This is a genomic window from Cognatishimia sp. (assembly GCF_049116455.1).
GTDB lineage: Bacteria > Pseudomonadota > Alphaproteobacteria > Rhodobacterales > Rhodobacteraceae > Cognatishimia.
The window spans coordinates 393,823-411,940 of sequence record NZ_JAGDYW010000003.1; the positions used below are offsets into that span (position 1 = coordinate 393,823).

14 protein-coding genes are annotated in these 18,118 nt (G+C 53.7%); 5 read left to right on the top strand and 9 right to left on the bottom strand.

Annotation, left to right across the window (positions count from 1 at the left end; translation table 11 throughout):
* The 3 genes from secD to JXQ85_RS06895 form a co-directional block, all read right to left on the bottom strand.
* Complete coding sequence (gene secD / locus JXQ85_RS06885; RefSeq protein WP_421748142.1) at window positions 1-1,662, bottom strand: protein translocase subunit SecD; 1,662 nt, start codon at window positions 1,660-1,662, stop codon at window positions 1-3.
* A gap of 22 nt (window positions 1,663-1,684) precedes the next feature.
* Window positions 1,685-1,969: a preprotein translocase subunit YajC gene (gene yajC, locus JXQ85_RS06890; RefSeq protein ID WP_421748143.1), complete on the bottom strand. Its 285-nt coding sequence runs from the start codon at window positions 1,967-1,969 to the stop codon at window positions 1,685-1,687.
* Between the two features lie 138 nt (window positions 1,970-2,107).
* Window positions 2,108-3,334, bottom strand: coding sequence for an EAL domain-containing protein (locus tag JXQ85_RS06895; protein WP_421748144.1), 1,227 nt, complete (start codon window positions 3,332-3,334; stop codon window positions 2,108-2,110).
* A gap of 206 nt (window positions 3,335-3,540) precedes the next feature.
* Here JXQ85_RS06895 and serS point away from each other — a divergent pair, with 206 nt between their 5' ends.
* Window positions 3,541-4,833 (top strand): serine--tRNA ligase, encoded by a 1,293-nt coding sequence (serS, locus tag JXQ85_RS06900; RefSeq protein ID WP_421748145.1) that lies wholly within the window; start codon window positions 3,541-3,543, stop codon window positions 4,831-4,833.
* Between the two features lie 58 nt (window positions 4,834-4,891).
* Here serS and JXQ85_RS06905 read toward each other — a convergent pair whose 3' ends face one another.
* A complete protein-coding gene (locus tag JXQ85_RS06905; protein ID WP_421748146.1) occupies window positions 4,892-5,128 on the bottom strand; it encodes an EF-hand domain-containing protein in 237 nt (78 codons plus the stop codon).
* A gap of 84 nt (window positions 5,129-5,212) precedes the next feature.
* On the opposite strand from JXQ85_RS06905, the gene JXQ85_RS06910 reads away from it, so the two are divergent.
* Window positions 5,213-5,356 carry a hypothetical protein gene (locus tag JXQ85_RS06910; protein ID WP_421748147.1) on the top strand — a complete coding sequence of 48 codons (144 nt, stop codon included), beginning with the start codon at window positions 5,213-5,215 and terminating at the stop codon, window positions 5,354-5,356.
* Window positions 5,357-5,407: 51 nt separating this feature from the next.
* Here the strand turns inward: JXQ85_RS06910 and der are convergent, their stop codons facing one another.
* From der to JXQ85_RS06925, 3 genes are all read right to left on the bottom strand, one after another.
* On the bottom strand, window positions 5,408-6,874 hold the full coding sequence (der, locus tag JXQ85_RS06915) for a ribosome biogenesis GTPase Der (RefSeq protein ID WP_421748148.1): 1,467 nt from the start codon (window positions 6,872-6,874) through the stop codon (window positions 5,408-5,410).
* Window positions 6,875-6,921: 47 nt separating this feature from the next.
* Window positions 6,922-8,226 (bottom strand): PQQ-binding-like beta-propeller repeat protein, encoded by a 1,305-nt coding sequence (locus JXQ85_RS06920; protein WP_421748149.1) that lies wholly within the window; start codon window positions 8,224-8,226, stop codon window positions 6,922-6,924.
* An 84-nt stretch (window positions 8,227-8,310) separates the two neighbouring features.
* A complete protein-coding gene (locus tag JXQ85_RS06925) occupies window positions 8,311-8,991 on the bottom strand; it encodes a hypothetical protein (protein ID WP_421748150.1) in 681 nt (226 codons plus the stop codon).
* 206 nt (window positions 8,992-9,197) lie between these two features.
* Here JXQ85_RS06925 and JXQ85_RS06930 point away from each other — a divergent pair, with 206 nt between their 5' ends.
* From JXQ85_RS06930 to JXQ85_RS06940, 3 genes are read left to right on the top strand one after another with little or no spacing between them, the layout of a single operon-like run.
* Window positions 9,198-10,439, top strand: coding sequence for an efflux RND transporter periplasmic adaptor subunit (locus tag JXQ85_RS06930; protein WP_421748151.1), 1,242 nt, complete (start codon window positions 9,198-9,200; stop codon window positions 10,437-10,439).
* The gene (locus tag JXQ85_RS06935; RefSeq protein ID WP_421748152.1) at window positions 10,436-14,149 is read left to right on the top strand and encodes an efflux RND transporter permease subunit; all 3,714 of its coding nucleotides are present in this window, start codon (window positions 10,436-10,438) and stop codon (window positions 14,147-14,149) included. The genes JXQ85_RS06930 and JXQ85_RS06935 overlap by 4 nt, the downstream gene beginning before the upstream one ends.
* Window positions 14,150-14,163: 14 nt before the next feature.
* Window positions 14,164-14,610: a hypothetical protein gene (locus JXQ85_RS06940; protein ID WP_421748153.1), complete on the top strand. Its 447-nt coding sequence runs from the start codon at window positions 14,164-14,166 to the stop codon at window positions 14,608-14,610.
* Here the strand turns inward: JXQ85_RS06940 and JXQ85_RS06945 are convergent.
* Both JXQ85_RS06945 and JXQ85_RS06950 read right to left on the bottom strand, forming a co-directional pair.
* The gene (locus JXQ85_RS06945; RefSeq protein WP_421748154.1) at window positions 14,580-16,403 is read right to left on the bottom strand and encodes an ABCB family ABC transporter ATP-binding protein/permease; all 1,824 of its coding nucleotides are present in this window, start codon (window positions 16,401-16,403) and stop codon (window positions 14,580-14,582) included. The two genes, JXQ85_RS06940 and JXQ85_RS06945, sit on opposite strands and share 31 nt — an antisense overlap.
* A 165-nt stretch (window positions 16,404-16,568) precedes the next feature.
* Window positions 16,569-18,110: a LysM peptidoglycan-binding domain-containing protein gene (locus JXQ85_RS06950; protein ID WP_421748155.1), complete on the bottom strand. Its 1,542-nt coding sequence runs from the start codon at window positions 18,108-18,110 to the stop codon at window positions 16,569-16,571.
* Window positions 18,111-18,118: the final 8 nt, after the last annotated feature.

Consider the following 18,118-nt stretch of genomic DNA (forward strand, 5'->3'; position numbering starts at 1 on the left):
TTACACCTCCAAGGTTTTTGGACGGCGGCGTTCAAACCAAATCACGACCATCAGACGAGTGACAAAAATCGCAGTGAAGACCGAGGTCATAATCCCTGCCCCTAAGGTGATCGCAAAGCCGCGCACTGGGCCAGAGCCCATGGCAAAAAGGATCACCGCAGTAATGAAGGTGGTAATATTGGCATCGATAATTGCGCTCAGCGCTTTTTCGTAGCCAAGATCAATCGCCCGCGCGACACCCTTTTTAGACTTCAGTTCTTCTTTGATACGCTCAAACACCAGCACGTTGGCATCTACTGCCATACCGATGGTCAGGACGATACCTGCAATGCCCGGCAAAGTCAGCGTTGCGCCAATCAGTGACAGAAGGCCAAAGATCAGGCCAACGTTGATGATCAACGCGATATTGGCAAACACACCGAAGGTGCCATAGCTAAGGAACATAAAGACCAGTACGGCAGCAAAGGCCACGATGCAGGCAATGCGCCCCGCTTCGATGCTGTCTTGCCCCAGCTCTGGGCCGATTGTGCGCTCTTCTAGGAACTCAAGACCTGCTGGCAATGCACCTGCGCGCAACAGAACCGCGAGGTTAGTGCTTTCTTCAACACCGAAGTTGCCGGTGATGATACCTGAGCCGCCCGGAATATGGCTTTGAATGACCGGCGCGCTGATGACTTCGCCATCCAGCACAATCGCAAACGGAGAGCCGATGTTTTCTGCGGTATAATCCCCAAAAGCGCGCGCACCTGATGGGTTAAAGCGGAAGGACACGGCCGGACGACCGTTTTGATCAAAGCTTGGCTGTGCATCAACCAGCTCTTCACCGCTGACGACATGCGCACTTTCCAGAATGTAGTAGACACCTTCCTCATCCAAAGACGGCGCGATTTCATTGCCCGCCCCCGCTGGGGAATTTGCGTCATCAGCACGGCCAACCACTGGATTGAACGTCAGTTGTGCAGTTGTGCCGATGATTTCTTTCAACTCGCTTGCGGACCCAATGCCCGGCACCTGGATCAGGATACGATCAGACCCTTGGCGTTGAATGGTTGGTTCGCGCGTACCGACTTCGTCGATCCGGCGGCGAATGATTTCAAGTGCCTGTTGCACTGTGCGCTCGTCGGTTGCCAGACGTTCTGCTTCAGACAGCGTGACCACAACCATGTCGTCTTCAGCAGAGACCTGCAGATCTGTAGACCCTGCACCGGTCAAAGACACAACGGGTTGCGCAAGGGTGCGCACTGCAGAGACAGCATCTTGAATGGCTTCTGGGCGCGAGATTTTAACTTTTAGAACGTCCGCCGCAGACGGTTGCAGGCGGATCGTGCCAACCGTTGCGCGCTCTTCACGCAGAAGATTGCGCACTTCTGGCCAGAGCGACTTAATGCGGGTTTCATAAACATCTTCGACCCGAACTTCGGCCAGAAGATGCGCGCCACCGCGCAGATCTAGACCAAGATTTACGAGGGAAGAAGGCAGATAAGACGGCCACATGGCCGCCTGCTCTTCTAGACCGTTACCGGAAAAACCAGATTCGATCGATGCGGTTGCATCGTTATGTGCCTCAACGCGTGGGTAAAACGCATTGGGCATCGCGAGTAGCAAACCCAGGGCGCAGACGCTCCAGATCAGAACCCGTTTCCAAAGGGCGATTTGCAGCATGTTGCGCCTGCCTTGCTAAAGTTTACTTAGAATCAACTGGTTCAGTCTTGGACACAACCTGTGCCAATGTGGACTGAACAACGCGCACCTTGATGCCTTCTGCCAGTTCAACATCCAGCTCGTTGTTATCTTTGACCTTCACAACCTTACCAATCAGGCCACCCTGTGTGACAACTTCGTCGCCACGACGCACAGCAGCCACCATCGCCTGATGATCTTTGACCTTTTTCTGCTGAGGGCGGATCAGCAGGAAATACATGATCGCGAAGATCAGAATGAGAGGGATAAACTGGCCGAAAGCTTCCATAGGGTGGTTCCTTGTCTATGCGAGGTTTATGCGAGCGTTAACGTCGCGAATTTTGCAGGGAACCTATGTGTCCGCGCCCCTAGATGCAAGGCAGGAAACAAGACGGAAAAATTGATTTTTCAGGTGAAAAACGTAAAGTTAGGCCACGAACTGCCGCCCGGAGGGAGAAGATTGAAGGATCTTGATGAAATCCGGCAGAGCCATCGGTTTGTAAAAGAAATAGCCCTGCGCAAAAACGCACCCGATTTGGCGCAATAAATCGACGTCATCCTTGGTTTCTAATCCTTCGGCAATCACATCAACCCCAAGCTCATGTCCGAGCCCAACCAATAGCCGTACGATGCTGCGCGACACGGCATTTTGCACGGCATCCCCAGCAAAGGCCCGATCGATTTTAATGGCCGTTAATGGCAAGGCTTTCAGATACCCAAGGTTTGAATAGCCGGTGCCAAAATCATCGATTGAAATTCCACACCCCAACGCGCGCATTTGGTCCAGGTTTGCACTGGCACTTGGTGAATCTGGCACCAGGGCAGTTTCGGTGACTTCAAGTTTAATCTGCTTGGGTGAAATCCCATTCAGATCAAAGACATGCTGTAAAAAATCAACAAACCCAGAGCGATCTACATCCTGACCTGATACATTAATCGAAGCAAAAAGTTCACGCCCAGAAACATCAATAAGCTGCCGCAAAGCAGCGCATGCTTCAATCAAGGCAAATTCCGTTAACTGCCCGACCGACCCCATACGTTCTGCAACATCAACAAAACGATCTGGTGGAATAGATCCAAGCTCGGGGTGCTGCCAACGCATCAGCGCTTCAAACCCGTGAACCTCACCGCTTTGAAGCGCAACAATCGGTTGATAGGCCATGTAAAACTGACCTGATTTCAACCCCTTGCTAATGTCGAGTTCGAACCGAAACCTCTCGATAATCTTCTGGGAATCGCGCAACGTGCTGGGAGCGATGGGCACTTGATCACTTTGCAGTTTGGGTCGATTGATCCGCGCAACGAAATCAATTGTGGTTTCCACACAAGAACGCAAAATTGGATCAAGCTGGGCAAACTGTGTCAGAATATCCTCTGCCGAAATCCGGTAGAGCCGGGTCGCGACAACAGCCTCCACCGAAACAGCGCGCGGCTTTCCGGTTAGTATCGACGTCTCCCCTAAAATACTGCCAGCCCGCCTGCGCTCGCGATCTACGCGCTTGCCGTTTACGTGGTCAAAAAGCAAAATCTCTCCAGATTCAACGACATAGGCGGAATCATTGGGATCCCCCTGCTGATAAAGCAGCTCCCCCTTTTGCAAGTTTACTTCAACAACTGACAGCGACATCACGCACCCATACGCACCTTGCGCCATGTCTAAGCCCAACCTCCTAATGGGCTCTAAAATTCCTTTTTTGATGCAGAACTATGTTTTGAAAATTTGATCCATATTTGGCTGACTGCATACCAAAGCACTGAAAAGCATCTTTTTGGCCGCGCTCTGATCAGGCGCTTACAGCGGGACAAAAAATGCGGCATAAGCAGGTCACCAAATGAATCACTTTTAAAGGACTTGATCCCATGCATGACATCCGTGCGATCCGCGAAAATCCGGCAGCTTTTGATGCCGCCCTCTCCCGCCGTGGAGACGCGCCGATGTCATCCGAGCTTTTGGCTGTCGATGCAGAGCGTCGCGCCAAGATCACGGCAGCTGAACAGGCGCAGTCAGATCAAAAGAAAGCCGCCAAAGAAGTTGGTGCTGCAAAAGCTAGCGGCAATGAAGCTGAATTTGAACGCCTGCGTGCTCTTGTCGGCGAAAAGAAGGCCGAAGTGGCGGCGATGCAGAACGAAGCCAAAGATCTGGATGCCAAGCTGACAGATATGCTGGCGCGTATTGCCAACGTCCCCGCAGAGGACGTGCCCGAAGGTTCTGATGAAGACGACAACGTTGAAATTGGCAAGTGGGGCACGCCCGCGACATTCAATTTCAAGCCAAAAGAACACTATGAAATCGGTGGCGTTACGGCCTCGATGAATTTTGACACAGCCGCCAAAATTTCTGGCGCGCGCTTTGTGTATCTGAAGGGCGCCGTTGCACGTATTCACCGTGCGCTGGCGCAGTTCATGATCAACACCCATGTGGATGAGAACGGTCTGACGGAGATCAACACACCGGTTCTGGTGCGGGATGAGGCGATGTATGGCACTGATAAATTGCCGAAATTCGCCGAAGACAGCTACCAAACCACCAATGGCTGGTGGCTGATTTCCACCTCAGAAATCCCGCTGACCTATTCTGTCGCGGGCGACGTTCTCGACGCGCGCGATCTGCCGATCCGCATGACAGCGCACTCCTTGTGCTTCCGTTCCGAGGCAGGCTCTGCCGGTCGCGATACAGCGGGTATGCTGCGTCAGCACCAGTTTGAGAAAGTTGAGATGGTGTCTGTGACCCATCCGGACGAATCTGATGCGGAACAAAAACGTATGCTGAAATGTGCTGAGGGCATTCTGGAAGCTCTGGGCATTCCTTATCGCACCGTTGTGCTTTGCACTGGTGATATGGGCTTTGGCGCACGCCGCACCTTTGACATCGAGGCTTGGTTGCCGGGTCAGGACAGCTATCGCGAGATCAGCTCAGTTTCTACAACAGGGGACTTCCAAGCCCGCCGCATGAACGCGCGCTTTAAGCCAGCTGATGGCGGCAAACCTGAGTATGTTCACACTTTGAACGGCTCTGGTCTGGCCGTGGGCCGTTGCCTGATCGCTGTGCTTGAAAATGGCCAGCAAGAGGATGGCTCCGTGACGCTACCAGAGGTTCTGGCACCATATCTTGGTGGAAAAACCACCCTCTCAGCGGATGGCCAACTGGTCTAACTTGCGCCCATAACTCTTTAAAAAGGCCCGGTTTTCGCCGGGCCTTCTTTGTTTATACTTACTTCGCCAGAAGCTCTGCATCCATCGCGGCCTTTAGTTCGTCCTCAGAAAGCTCACCGCTTTCGTCTGTGTCGATAGTGACAAACCGTTCTTCAGACAATTCCGGATAAACCGCCTGCATTTCCGCAAGGCTGAATGTCCCGTTGCCATCTGTATCCTCGATCAGGATATCCGCGATCGCTGTTGTGGCCAGGCCCATGATGGTCAAAGTGGCAAAAAGTGCGAGTTTTTTCATTTTTAGTCTCCAAAGTTTGTCCGGGTGCATCCCCGTGAGATCAGCCATGACGGTTCTGAATTGCGCCCTCAATACAGCTTGGAGATGTTTTGGATTTCCGGCATTTTGGCGCTAAGGCGTCGCGAAGTTCAGCCTAAAATCGCGGCCAAATCTGGCCTATGCGCTTTGGCAAAATCCGCCGATGGCAAGGCTCCGCTGAAGCATCGGCAGAACAAGACCCATTTCTAAAATATCGTATAGAAAAGAAAAAACCCGCCGAAGTCGGCGGGCTTTCTATAATTACTTTTCCCGGATCGCACGCGGCTTGAGGTGCTTTTTCAAGGCGCCGGCATTTTTCTTGCGGCTGCCTTTGTAGGGGTTCTGGTCGCCCTGCCCGCGCATGAATAGCCGGATTGGTGTGCCCGGCATGTCAAAGTCTTCGCGCAGCCCGTTTACCAGATAGCGGTTATAACTCTCTGGGATTTTATCGGGGTGGCTACACATGACCACAAATCCAGGTGGACGGCTTTTGGCCTGTGTCATGTAGCGTAGCTTGATGCGCTTGCCTTGTGGTGCGGGCGGCGGGTGCTGTTCCAGCATGCCCGTCAGCCAACGGTTTAGCTGCGCAGTTGGCACGCGGCGGTTCCAGACATCATAGGCACGCATGATCGCATCGTGTAGACGCTCCATGCCGCGACCGGTCTTCGCAGATACGGTAATCAGCGGTGCGCCACGCAGTTGTGGCAGCAAGCGAGTGAAGGCTTCTTTGAGATTGCGCAGTTTTTCCTGCTTCTCGTCTTCGATGTCCCACTTATTCACGGCGACAATCACGGCCCGCCCTTCGCGTTCCGCGAGGTCGGCGATGCGTAGATCTTGTTGCTCAAACGGAATGGCCGCATCCAAGAGGACAATCACCACTTCGGCGAATTTCACAGCACGCAATCCATCAGACACGGATAGCTTTTCCAGCTTTTCCTGCACCTTGGCTTTCTTACGCATGCCCGCGGTGTCAAAGATCCGCATTGGAACACCGTTCCAATCGATCCGAGAGGAAATCGCATCGCGGGTGATCCCTGCTTCAGGACCCGTCAACATTTTGTCTTCGCCCAGAATTTGGTTAATCAGCGTGGATTTACCAGCATTCGGGCGGCCGACAACGGCGATTTGCAGAGGTTTTTCACGGGTAGGCGCAGGAACGAAGTCTTCGTCCTCTTCGTCCTCATTTAATGTGACATCCACAACAGGTGCGTTGTCTTCATTGATCTTTTCAAATTTCTCTTCGATCGGCAGCAGTTGCCCGTAAAGGTCGTTCAGACCTTCGCCGTGTTCCGCAGACAAGCGAATTGGTTCGCCAAGACCCAATGAATAGGCCTCAATCACACCAGAATCCGCAGCGGAGCCCTCGCCTTTGTTGGCGGCCAAGATCACATGTGCAGAGCGTTTGCGCAGGATTTCAGCAAAGACCAGATCGGTTGGTGTCACACCAGCCCGCGCGTCAATCATAAAGAGACACACATCAGCCATATCTACCGCGCGTTCGGTCAAACGACGCATGCGCCCCTCAAGGGAATCATCGGTTGCTTCCTCAAGTCCCGCCGTATCGATCACGGTAAAGCGCAGATCACCTAGACGCGCCTCGCCTTCGCGCAAGTCGCGCGTGACACCGGGCTGGTCATCGACCAGCGCCAGCTTTTTGCCGACCAAGCGGTTGAATAGCGTGGATTTACCCACATTTGGGCGCCCCACGATAGCGAGAGTGAAACTCATAAGTTTCTCCAGAGAATCCGAAGATGCCGCATTACAGCAATTTTAGGTCAACGGAAAGCGAGCAATTCGCCTTTTTTATTGACCACATAAAGAGTGTTGCCAGCGACCACCGGGTTAGATGACGCACCATGTGGCAGTTCCACAGAACGATGCAACTCGCCAGACGTCGGGTCAAAGGCATTGAGTGTGCCATCAGACGATGCCACCCAGAGCCAGCCTCCAGCCAGAACCGGACCATAGTGACCATAACGGCGCACTTGACGTTTTGGTTTTGGCTTGATGAAATCAGGTAGGCGTTTGGCCCAGATGGTTTCACCAGACTTGGCTTCAAGACGCACTAGTTGGTTCTGCTCGTTCACCAAGAACAAAGAGTCCCCTGCTGGCCAAACTGGGCTGAGTGCGCCCTCTTCAACAGTCCATTTCCGCGCGCCGGTGTCAGCGTCCAGAGCGACAAGACGGCCAGAATGGTTACCGACGTAGATGGTATTGCCGACAACAACCGGATCACCGGAAATGTCACCAACAGTAGAAAGCGCACGCCCAACGCGGCTGCCTTGCACACCTGCATCCCAGAAGCGCAGGCCGCCTTTGCGGAAGGCTGCCTGTACTTCGCCAGAACCGAAGCCAAAGACCACGAACTTATTCGTGACCGCAGGGGCCGATGGCACTTGCAGGTTGTTTACATCAGGTGTCGAGGAAAGCTGCCATTCGATACGGCCAGTGTCAGCGTCCAAAGCCCAAGCCAGATCATCGCCTGAAATCACATAGACTAAGCCGCCATAAACGGTCGGAGACCCGCTGCCAGTGGCGCCAAGACGTTGCTCCCAAAGAACTTCGCCTGATGCAGGATCCATGGCCAACATGCGACCAAACCCATTGGTGACAAAAAGCTTGCCGTCTGCAACAGCCAGACCACCGCCAGATGCGTCATTCGACTTATCCCCGGTTGGGGTCATGTCATGGGACCACAGCCGAGTGCCATCCGTGCTGGTGGCAACCAAAGTCGCGGCACTGTCGATGGTAAAGATACGACCGTCAGCAACGACAGGGTCGGTAGAGATCCGTTGACGGCGGCCTTCGCCTTCACCCACATCCGCGGTCCACGTCAGATTTGGTGCGGTTGCCAGGGCAGGATGCGCCGTACGGTATTTCTGGGTGCCGTGGCGGTGGGTCCAATTGGCATTGCTGGATTGATTGGCCAGCCGGATGGCGCGGGTTTCAGATGGCAATTCGATCTGCGGAGCTTCGCCACGCAGTTCTTCGCGTTCGCCCTGCAGGATTACTTCGCGTTCAGCACAACCGCTGACGATGGCCGCGACCGCTGCCGCGATGATCCATTTTGGTTGTGCCAAGGCCCTGCCCTCCGGTTTTATCGTTCTTTAACATGCGACCAGATCGATACTTTAGATCGAATTAAAAGGCCGATGGTATGGGTTTTACTGCGCTGTCGCCAAAGAAGGAAGCGTTTCCGGTTCCCCGCCCAAAGCCACAATCAACTGAGATGCGCGCTGACGCAAGCCTGCGGTGGCTCCGGCATCAACAATAAGCCCCTGCAGGCGCTCAATTGCTGCTGCGGTCTCGCCTGCTTCGATATCAAGCAATGCAATTTGCTCTGACGCGATCAGGGCCAATGGAGCCCCTGGCTGAGCCAGCAGCTCAAGACGCGCACGGCGATCATCGCGAGAGATGTCATCGCCCGCCAGCAACAGGGCCTTCAACTCTGCAATGTCTTTGTAGATTTGCGAAGTTTCCGGCGCGGAATTGAGAAAGTTCTCAAGCGAAGCAGCTGCGGCAGCCGTATCTCCAGACGTGACTTGCTCAGAGCTGACAAGGAACTGACGCACAACTTCGGCTTCTGACGCTTCCAAAGTTGCCATTTGCAAAGCTTCGATGCGTGCTTCAGCTTCATTGGCATCCAACGCATTGATCAGCGCATCCCCTGTGGCTTCAGCAGTCGCGGTCGTCTGTGCCTTGCGATATTCATTATAGCTTGCACCGCCGACAATCAGGACAACCGCAGAAACAGCTATCCAGCCGTATTTGCGGAATACACCATATAGACGGTCACGGCGGACCTCTTCTGAAACTTCTTCAATAAAGCTGTCGGTATCGCTCACGGTGGTATCCTTACTTATTTGCGACACTCTTAACGCGTCACTTTACCACTGCCAAGTCAAAGCCGTGACACAGGCAAAAGCTTGCAGAATGGCAACGTTGAAACTAAACTGAACCGAACAGTTCAGAAACTTGCGGCTGCCCTCTTGCAATTTCGGCGCGAATTTCTACCTGCATACACAAACGCGTGAACACAAGGTAAGCAGTAATGCGACTCATTCCTCTGATCATCGCCGGTATTGTTACGGCATTCATGTACTACTTCATCATCGAGCGCGACTCGCTGTTGGCTTTTGCATCGACGGAAACGGCCACCGAAGACGGCGCTGAGCCCGCTGCAGAGGAGACAGTCGAAATCGCCAGCAATGTAGTGCGGGTTGTGGCCATGCATTCTGAAGCCCGTCAAATCGACAGCGCGGTCATTGTTAGAGGTGAAACCGAAGCAGAACGTCAGATTGATGTTCTTGCCGAAACGTCGGGCCTTGTAACTTCACAGCCCCTGCGCAAAGGCGCTTTTGTGGAAAAAGACCAGATTATTTGTGAAATCGATCCGGGTACACGCCCTTCCACATTGGCGGAAGCAAAAGCACGTCTGATTGAGGCGAACGCAGGTGTGCCAACTGCAATGGCGCGCGTTCAAGAAGCCAGCGCACGGTTAGACGAAGCAAAAATTAACGACAATGCGGCATCCAAACTGTCCAAGGATGGCTTTGCCTCTGAAACGCGGGTCGCGTCCACACAAGCTACAGTCCGCGCGGCTGAAGCCGCAGTGGCCGCAGCAACATCTGGCCTTGATAGTGCGCAGGCAGGCATTCAGGCCGCAGAGGCACGGGTCGCCTCGGCACAGAAAGAGATCGACCGTCTGACGGTTCGTGCGCCATTTGCTGGCCTCTTGGAATCTGACACAGCGGAATTTGGCAGCTTGCTACAAGCCCAAGGTCCAAATGGCGCGCATTGCGCAACCATCATCCAGCTGAACCCGATCAAACTGGTGGGCTTTGTGCCTGAAACCGAAGTGAACCGTGTAGAGCAAGGCGCATTCGGCGGTGCTCGACTTGCAAGCGGCGTAGAAGTACGTGGCCAGGTTACTTTTATCTCACGTGCCGCGGACCCAACCACACGGACCTTCCGCGTTGAGCTTGAAGTGCCAAACGATGACCTCAGCATCCGTGATGGCCAGACAGCTGAAATCATTATCGCCGCTGAAGGCAAATCTGCGCACCTGTTGCCGCAATCTGCCCTGACGCTGAATGACAGCGGCCAATTGGGCGTACGTGTGGTGACAAAAGACAACGAAGCCGATTTTGTGCCTGTGACCGTTTTGCGAGACACTATCGATGGCATCTGGCTGGCAGGCCTACCTGAAAAGGCTGACGTCATCATCATCGGCCAGGAATACGTCGTTGCCGGCGTACCAGTTGAAGCATCCTATCAGGAGACAAACGAATGATCGGAGTTGTCGATTGGGCCGCGTCCCGGGCGCGGATGGTCATAGCCTTTATTGTGCTCTCCCTTGCTGCAGGGGGAGCAGCCTATTGGAACCTTCCGAAAGAAGGTGAGCCGGACATCGATATTCCGGCGCTTTTTGTCTCTGTTCCTTTTCAAGGTATTTCAGCCTCCGACTCCGAAACGCTTCTTGTGAAGCCTATGGAAACCGAACTCGCTGATCTGGATGGTTTGAAAACCATGTCTTCAACGGCGGCCGAAGGATATGCCGGTGTGGCGCTTGAGTTCGAATTTGGCTGGGACAAGACCAAAACCATGGCCGACGTGCGTGACGCGATGGGTAAGGCAGAAAGCCAATTCCCAGAAGGCGCTGACACCTACACGGTCAACGAAATCAACTTTTCTGAATTCCCGATCATCATTGTAAACCTCACAGGCCGCGTCCCTGAACGCACCCTGTCGCAGGTCGCCGATAATCTGCAGGACGAGCTGGAATCACTTGATGCCGTCCTAGAGGCAGGCATCGCCGGTAAGCGCGATGAAATGCTTGAGGTCCTGATCGATCCCCTGCGTCTGGAAAGCTACAACGTCACGGCAGGTGAGCTGATCAACGTTGTGCGCAACAACAACCAACTGATCGCAGCCGGTGAGATCGAAACGGCAAGCGGAAAGTTTGCCGTTAAAATTCCATCCAGCTTCGATGAAGCCACGGATGTCTATTCCCTGCCGATCAAAACCAATGGCGACCGAGTGGTTACTTTGGGCGATTTGGCAGAGATTAAACTGACCTTTGAAGATCGCACCGGCACTGCACGCTTTAACGGCGTAAACACCATCGCGTTGCAGGTTGTGAAACGCAAAGGTTTCAACCTGATTGGCACCGCGGAATTGATCAAACAAACCGTGGACGAAGCTTCTGCGGATTGGCCACATGAGTTGAAAGCCTCTGTGGAAGTTGGCACCTCTAATGACCAAAGCCGCATTGTTGGCTCTATGGTCAGCCAGCTTGAGGGCTCGGTTCTGACAGCGGTTGCTTTGGTGATGATTGTCATTCTGGCGGCCCTCGGGACCCGCGCTGCCCTCTTGGTTGGTTTTGCGATCCCAACTTCCTTCTTGCTGTGTTTCACCCTCTTGGGGCTGATGGACATTACGATCTCCAACATGGTGATGTTTGGTCTGATCCTTGCGGTTGGGATGTTGGTGGATGGCGCGATTGTGGTTGTGGAATATGCCGATAAGCGCATTCATCAGGGCGTCGGCCCGATGCACGCCTATATCGAAGCAGCCAAACGTATGTTCTGGCCGATCATCTCATCGACAGCGACAACGCTCTGTGCCTTCTTGCCGATGCTCTTCTGGCCGGGCGTTCCGGGTCAGTTCATGCGCATGCTGCCGGTAACGTTGATCTTTGTTTTGTCAGCTTCGCTGGTTGTTGCGTTGATTTACCTGCCTGTCATGGGTGGTGTCTCAGGTCGCTTGAGCCGCTTCTTCCACAACAGCTCTGTGGCTTTGCGCAAAAAGACACCTTGGTTGGTGCGCATCTTGCTGGTGCCGCCCTCCCTACTGTTGGTGTTCTTGGGTGCAATGCAAATCCTGAACCCAATGTATTTGATGGGTGAAGCGGGTGCTGCAGGCGGTGGTGGCCCATTCTTCTTTGGATTCATCGTCTTTATACTGGGTGCTTTCGCAGCGTCCATCACAGTAGACGCCGTCATGCTGGAACGCCGTCAGCGCCGCGTAAAAGTTGGTTCAGGACTGTCGCTCTTTGGCAAGTTCATCAAGCTGATTGCGGGCAACCCAATCATGCCTTTGGTCTCAATTGCGGCCGTCGTGGGCTTTGTCATGACTGTTTTCTCATACTTTGGTGAGAACAATAACGGCGTTGAATTCTTCGTTGAATCCGAACCCGAAATGGCAATTGTCTATGTTCTTGCAAAGGGCAACCTTTCACTAGAGCAAAAAGACAGTCTGGTGGAGCAGGCCGAGGAAATCGTTCTGGCGCATCCGGGGATCAAAACAGCTTTTGCCTTTGCAGGCGAAGGTGGCTTGAACAACAACACTGGCGGCGCGCAACCTCCTAAGGACACCATCGGCCAAATCCAGATGGAGACCATTGCTTGGGAAGATCGCCCAGATACCAAAGAGCCATGGTTCACCATTCCATTGGTCGGTGTCACGGTGGATCGCGCGATTAAAGCCGCAGACTTTGATGGTGACTTGATCATCGATGAGCTGACTGAACAACTGCAGCAAATCCCTGGGATCAAGATCGAGATCCTCTCTGCGGATCGCGGTCCTGCGTCTGCCAAGCCTGTGCACTTCCGTGTGAAAGGCGACAATTGGGAAGACCTGCTGACCTCTGCACGGGCTGTGCGCGCTCAGTTTGAGGCCACACCTGGTTTAACCCTGATCGAAGACACCCTGCCCCTGCCCGGCATTGACTGGCAAATCGACGTGGACGTTGAAAAGGCCGGCCGTTACGGCGCAGACGTGGCCACAGTTGGCGCCATGGTGCAACTGGTGACACGCGGTATTCTACTGGACAGCTATACGCCTGCTGGCAACGACGAGGAAATCGACATCCGCGTACGTCTGCCGGAAAAGGATCGTGTTCTGTCCACCTTGGATACGCTGAAGGTGCGCACGCAGGACGGATTGGTTCCGCTGTCAAACTTCATCACCCGCAAGCCTGTCCCAAAACTTGCTGAAATCAGCCGGGTCGAGCAAACCCGCGTCTTTGATGTCAAAGCAGGCATCCAAGCCGGTATGATTCTTGCCAGCAACACTGACACAGGTGAAACCCAGCTGATCAGCATGGAGGCTTGGAATGCCGACGACGGCACCAAAGCCGACTTTGAGGATCGTGGCTTTACCGGTGTTCCTTTGACCCCTGCGGTGCAAATCGAAGCGATCACCAAATGGGCTGAAGAAACCACCCCTTTCCCCAATGGGATAGAATGGGAGTGGACTGGCGACCAAGAGGACGAAGCTGAATCTCAGGCCTTCCTACAAACTGCCTTCACTGGCGCTTTGGGTCTGATGTTCATCATCCTGCTGGCACAGTTCAACAGCTTCTACAACTCGGCGCTGGTTTTGCTGGCGGTGGTTCTGTCGACAACAGGTGTTCTGATTGGGATGCTTGTCATGGGGCAATCTTTCTCAATCATCATGACCGGGACAGGTATTGTCGCCTTGGCAGGGATCGTGGTGAACAACAACATTGTTCTGATCGATACCTATCAAGAATATAGTCAGTTCATGCCACGGATCGAAGCGATTGTGCGTACTGCGCAAGACCGTATTCGCCCGGTTCTTTTGACCACCATCACCACCATGGCAGGCCTCGCGCCAATGATGTTTGGCCTCAGCCTGAATTTCGTGGATGGCGGCTATTCCATCGATAGCCCTACGGCGCTTTGGTGGAAACAACTGGCGACCGCAGTGGTCTTCGGTCTGGGTGTTGCCACGGTTCTTACGCTGGTCTTCACCCCTTCAATGCTTGCGTTGCGCGTGTGGTTCACGACCTACGTCAGCTGGATGTTCCGCCTGATTGCGAAAGTGACCCGGGGTCGCGGAAGTAAAGCAGCGCAGGACTGGGCCTTGCGGCGCTCGGCCAAACGGATTAAATCGCCAGAAATCCTTTGGGATGATAATCCAAAACCCTTGATGCCCGTCGAAGCCCCGAAACCTGCAAAGGTTGAAGCGGCTGAATAGTTAATGAGTAAACCATGACCATGGAAGAAAACCTGCGTAATTTCATGCAGGACTACCACAATGTTTTGAATTCAAAAAAATACGAGGGACTCGCTGAGTTCCTCGTATTTCCCTTTGAAATCGCTTTAAAGGGCACCACGCTGCGGTTAAACACGCTTGATGAGGCAATTGAAGCCTTTCAAGCGGTGGATCAGGTGCATGATCTGCGTGGCGTCGCCTATGTGTTGCAGAACGTTTATCTGGTGCATGCCACCAGCCTGTCAGAGGCTATTATCGGAACGGATGAAACCGCTTACGACGCAGCCGGAAACGAACTGGTGAACTGGCACTCAAGCTATTTGATGAACCGCATCAACAGCATCTGGCGCCTCACCCATGCCAACGCCATAAACTACGACGAGGCCTGGGAAAACAGAGGCGCACTTGTTCTTCATGCCGCCGCAGAATCTTCACTCTGTTGACGATGCCATAGCTGCGCATACCGGCCCTCTTTTTCAAGCAGGTCGCTATGGGTGCCTTCTTCAAAGATTTCACCCTTTTCAAGCACCACAATGCGGTCGGCTTCTGCAATCGTCGACAGACGGTGCGCGATGGTGATCACCGTGCGCCCGTGACCCGCAAGTGCCAAAGCATCTTTGATGGACTGTTCGGTTTCGGTGTCCAAAGCGGATGTCGCTTCGTCCAGCAACAGCAAAGGCGGATCTTTCAACAGGGTACGCGCAATGCCGACCCGCTGCTTTTCGCCACCTGACAGTTTTAGGCCACGCTCGCCCACGGCTGTTTCATACCCCTCAGGCAGTGAGGAAATGAAGTCGTGGATCTGCGCTGCTTTTGCTGCCGCAATGATATCCTCTTCTGTGGCATCATCGCGCCCGTAGGCAATGTTGTAGCGAATGGTATCGTTAAAGAGCACCGTATCCTGTGGCACAACCCCAATCGCGTCATGCAGGCTTTGTTGTGTGACATCACGCACGTCCTGACCATCGATCGACAAAGACCCGCCCTGCACGTCATAAAAACGGAACAGTAGGCGGCCAATGGTGGATTTACCGGAGCCAGACGCCCCGACAATGGCAACGTTCTGCCCTGCCCCAACCGTCAGAGTTACTCCCTTAAGGATCGCGCGTTCTTCATCATAGCCAAAGGCCACATCTTTAAGCTCGATCCGGCCCCCATCAACCTTCAGATCTTTGGCATCAGGTAGATCAGAAACTTCGGCAGGTTGCCCCAACAGGTCGAACATTTCGCCCATATCAACAAGGCTTTGACGGATTTCTCGGTAAACAGTCCCAAGGAAGTTCAAAGGCATGGTGATCTGGATCATGTAAGCGTTAACCACAACAAATTGGCCAACAGACAAAGTGCCGTTTTCAACACCAATCGCCGCCATCACCATCACGGCCACAAGACCCGATGTAATGATGAAACTCTGTCCAACATTAAGACCCGCCAAAGAGTATGCCGTCTTAAGTGCAGCCGCCTCATAACCCTGCATAGATTGGTCATACCGCTCTGCTTCGCGCTTTTCAGCACCGAAATATTTTACGGTTTCAAAGTTCAGCAGACTGTCGATGGCCTTTTGGTTCGCATCGGTATCTTGATCATTCATGATCCGGCGCAACTTCACCCGCCATTCAGTGACCTTAAACGTGAAGAACACATAGGCTGCGATTGTCAGAACGATAACTGCCAAATACCAGGCATCCAGCTGCCACCATAGAATACCTGCGATAAACACGAGCTCTAGAATCAACGGCCCAATCGAAAACAGCATAAAGCGGAGTAGGAATTCGACCCCCTTTACGCCACGCTCAATAATCCGGCTTAAGCCACCCGTTTTACGCGTGATGTGGTAGCGCATCGACAAGCGGTGAATGTGTTCAAAGGTCTCAAGCGCGAGACTACGCAATGCCCGTTGACCGACCTTGGCAAACACCGCGTCACGCAGGTTCTGAAAGGCAATCGACATGAAGCGGGCCATGCCATAGGCCAGCGTCAAACCAACTGCGCCCAAAACAAAGATCGACGCACCCTCTTCGGCCAAAGTATCTACTGCTGCCCCAAATATCTGTGGAATAACCGCTGCGATAGCTTTGCTAAACACCAGTGCCACCATAGCAATGACCACACGCATCTTAATATCATTGCGCCCCTCGGGCCAAAGATACGGTGCAACTCTGCGAATGATGTCCCAACCAGACCGGCTTTTCGCCCGTTCCAACTCTTCTGGTGAGGCTGTGCGCCACTGCTGCATCGCTTGCTCCGATCGCTTGCTATCCGAACAATGACACTATGCATCCGAGGCCGGAATGACCAGATACCCAAGGCCGTAATCTGGAAGGATTTGTGCTGCTGACATGGGCTGAAACGAAAAGAGAGGACCAATGGCCCTCTCCTGACGTCTACGTAAACCTTGCGATCACTCTGGAACGGTAAATATCTGCCCCGGATAGATCAGATCAGGGTTCCTGATCCGGTCTTTGTTGGCCTCAAAGACCTTCACATATTGCACCCCGTCGCCGTAGTTTTCTTTGGCGATGGCCCAAAGCGTTGTGCCTGGTTGCACCGTCACCTGCACGACGCGGCGCTTTTCGACTTCAATTGCGGCCACAGCCAGATCAACTGGAGCTTCGCGTTTAAATGGAGATTCCACACGCGATAGAACCTTGCCTTCGGCATCCAAATGATCTGCGCGCAATGAATATACTCCAGCCGGCACATCATCGAGCCCGGTCGACCAACTGTTGTCCGCTGCGACGCTGGTTTCGGCCCTTAACGCGTTGTTCAGATAGATCCGAACAAAGCCACCACCGCTGGCGCGACCCGCAATCTGCACATCTCCTGCATCGGAATAGGTGATCGCATCCACCGAAACGACCTTTTGCACCTCTTCATTGACGTCTCCGCCAGCTTGGACCACACGTGCACCATCATTGCTTGCAATAATGACTGTTGGCGCTTTGGGCTCTTCCGGTTCGGTTTCGACCGCCGCTGCAATTCCGGTTTCTGATTTTGGTTCAGGATCAGTTTCAGGCTGAGACACAGATGGCGCAGCTTCTGCAACTTCAGCCGCTTCGGGCGCCGAAGTTTCCGCAGAAGCTGTGATGTCAGCAATGATATCTTCACCTGTCTCTGCTGCAGCAGAGACCGGCTCTGCCGCGCCTTCTGCCACTTCAGCCACATTGGGAGTTACGTCTTCAGCTGTATTTGTGACAAAATTCTCAACCGCATCCTCAACCGCAGTTACCGCCTCTGCAACAACAGTATTGTTCTCCTCGGCAATGGTTGTGGTCTCAGACGTAGCAACTTCGGTTGTCTCAGCTGCCTCGCCACCTGTTGCTTCCGCAACCACTGCAGGAGCTGGTTCAGCTGTGGCTACTGCGACCACTGGCGCCACAATCACCGTCTCATCAGACACGACATCTGTACCGTTTATCTCTTGCACAAGGCTAAGAACGCGCGCTGTGTCGCTGGGAGGAATAGTGACAAATCCAGCAAACTGCCCATCAGAACCCGTGTTAGATTGTGCAACTTCTTCGCCATCTAACAAAATGCGGATCGCGCCGCCTTCAGGATCGGCTGACCCGGCGATGATCGCACTGCCATCGGTTTCAATGCGTACCACATCAAAAGCCGGAACCTGCAATGGCGTTGCATCCACAGGTGCCGTGCTGTTTTCGGTGGCAATGTCTTCGGCCACAGTACCCGGATCTTCATCGACTGTTTCAGCGACAGCAGTTTCCCCCGGTTCGGGTTCTGCTGTGGGCGCGGCTTCTGGCTCTGGCTTGTTGGTATCCTCTGTCGCAACAACCGGAGTGGTGGCTGATGGATCATTCGCGGGCTCAAGTACCTCTGCGGGTTCAAACACGCCGGCCACATAAAGCCCTACGGCAATCACACCTGCTGCGGCCCCTCCTATCACGACGGATTGTCCTGACAGGATTGTCGTTAATTTACTCATGGCTGCCC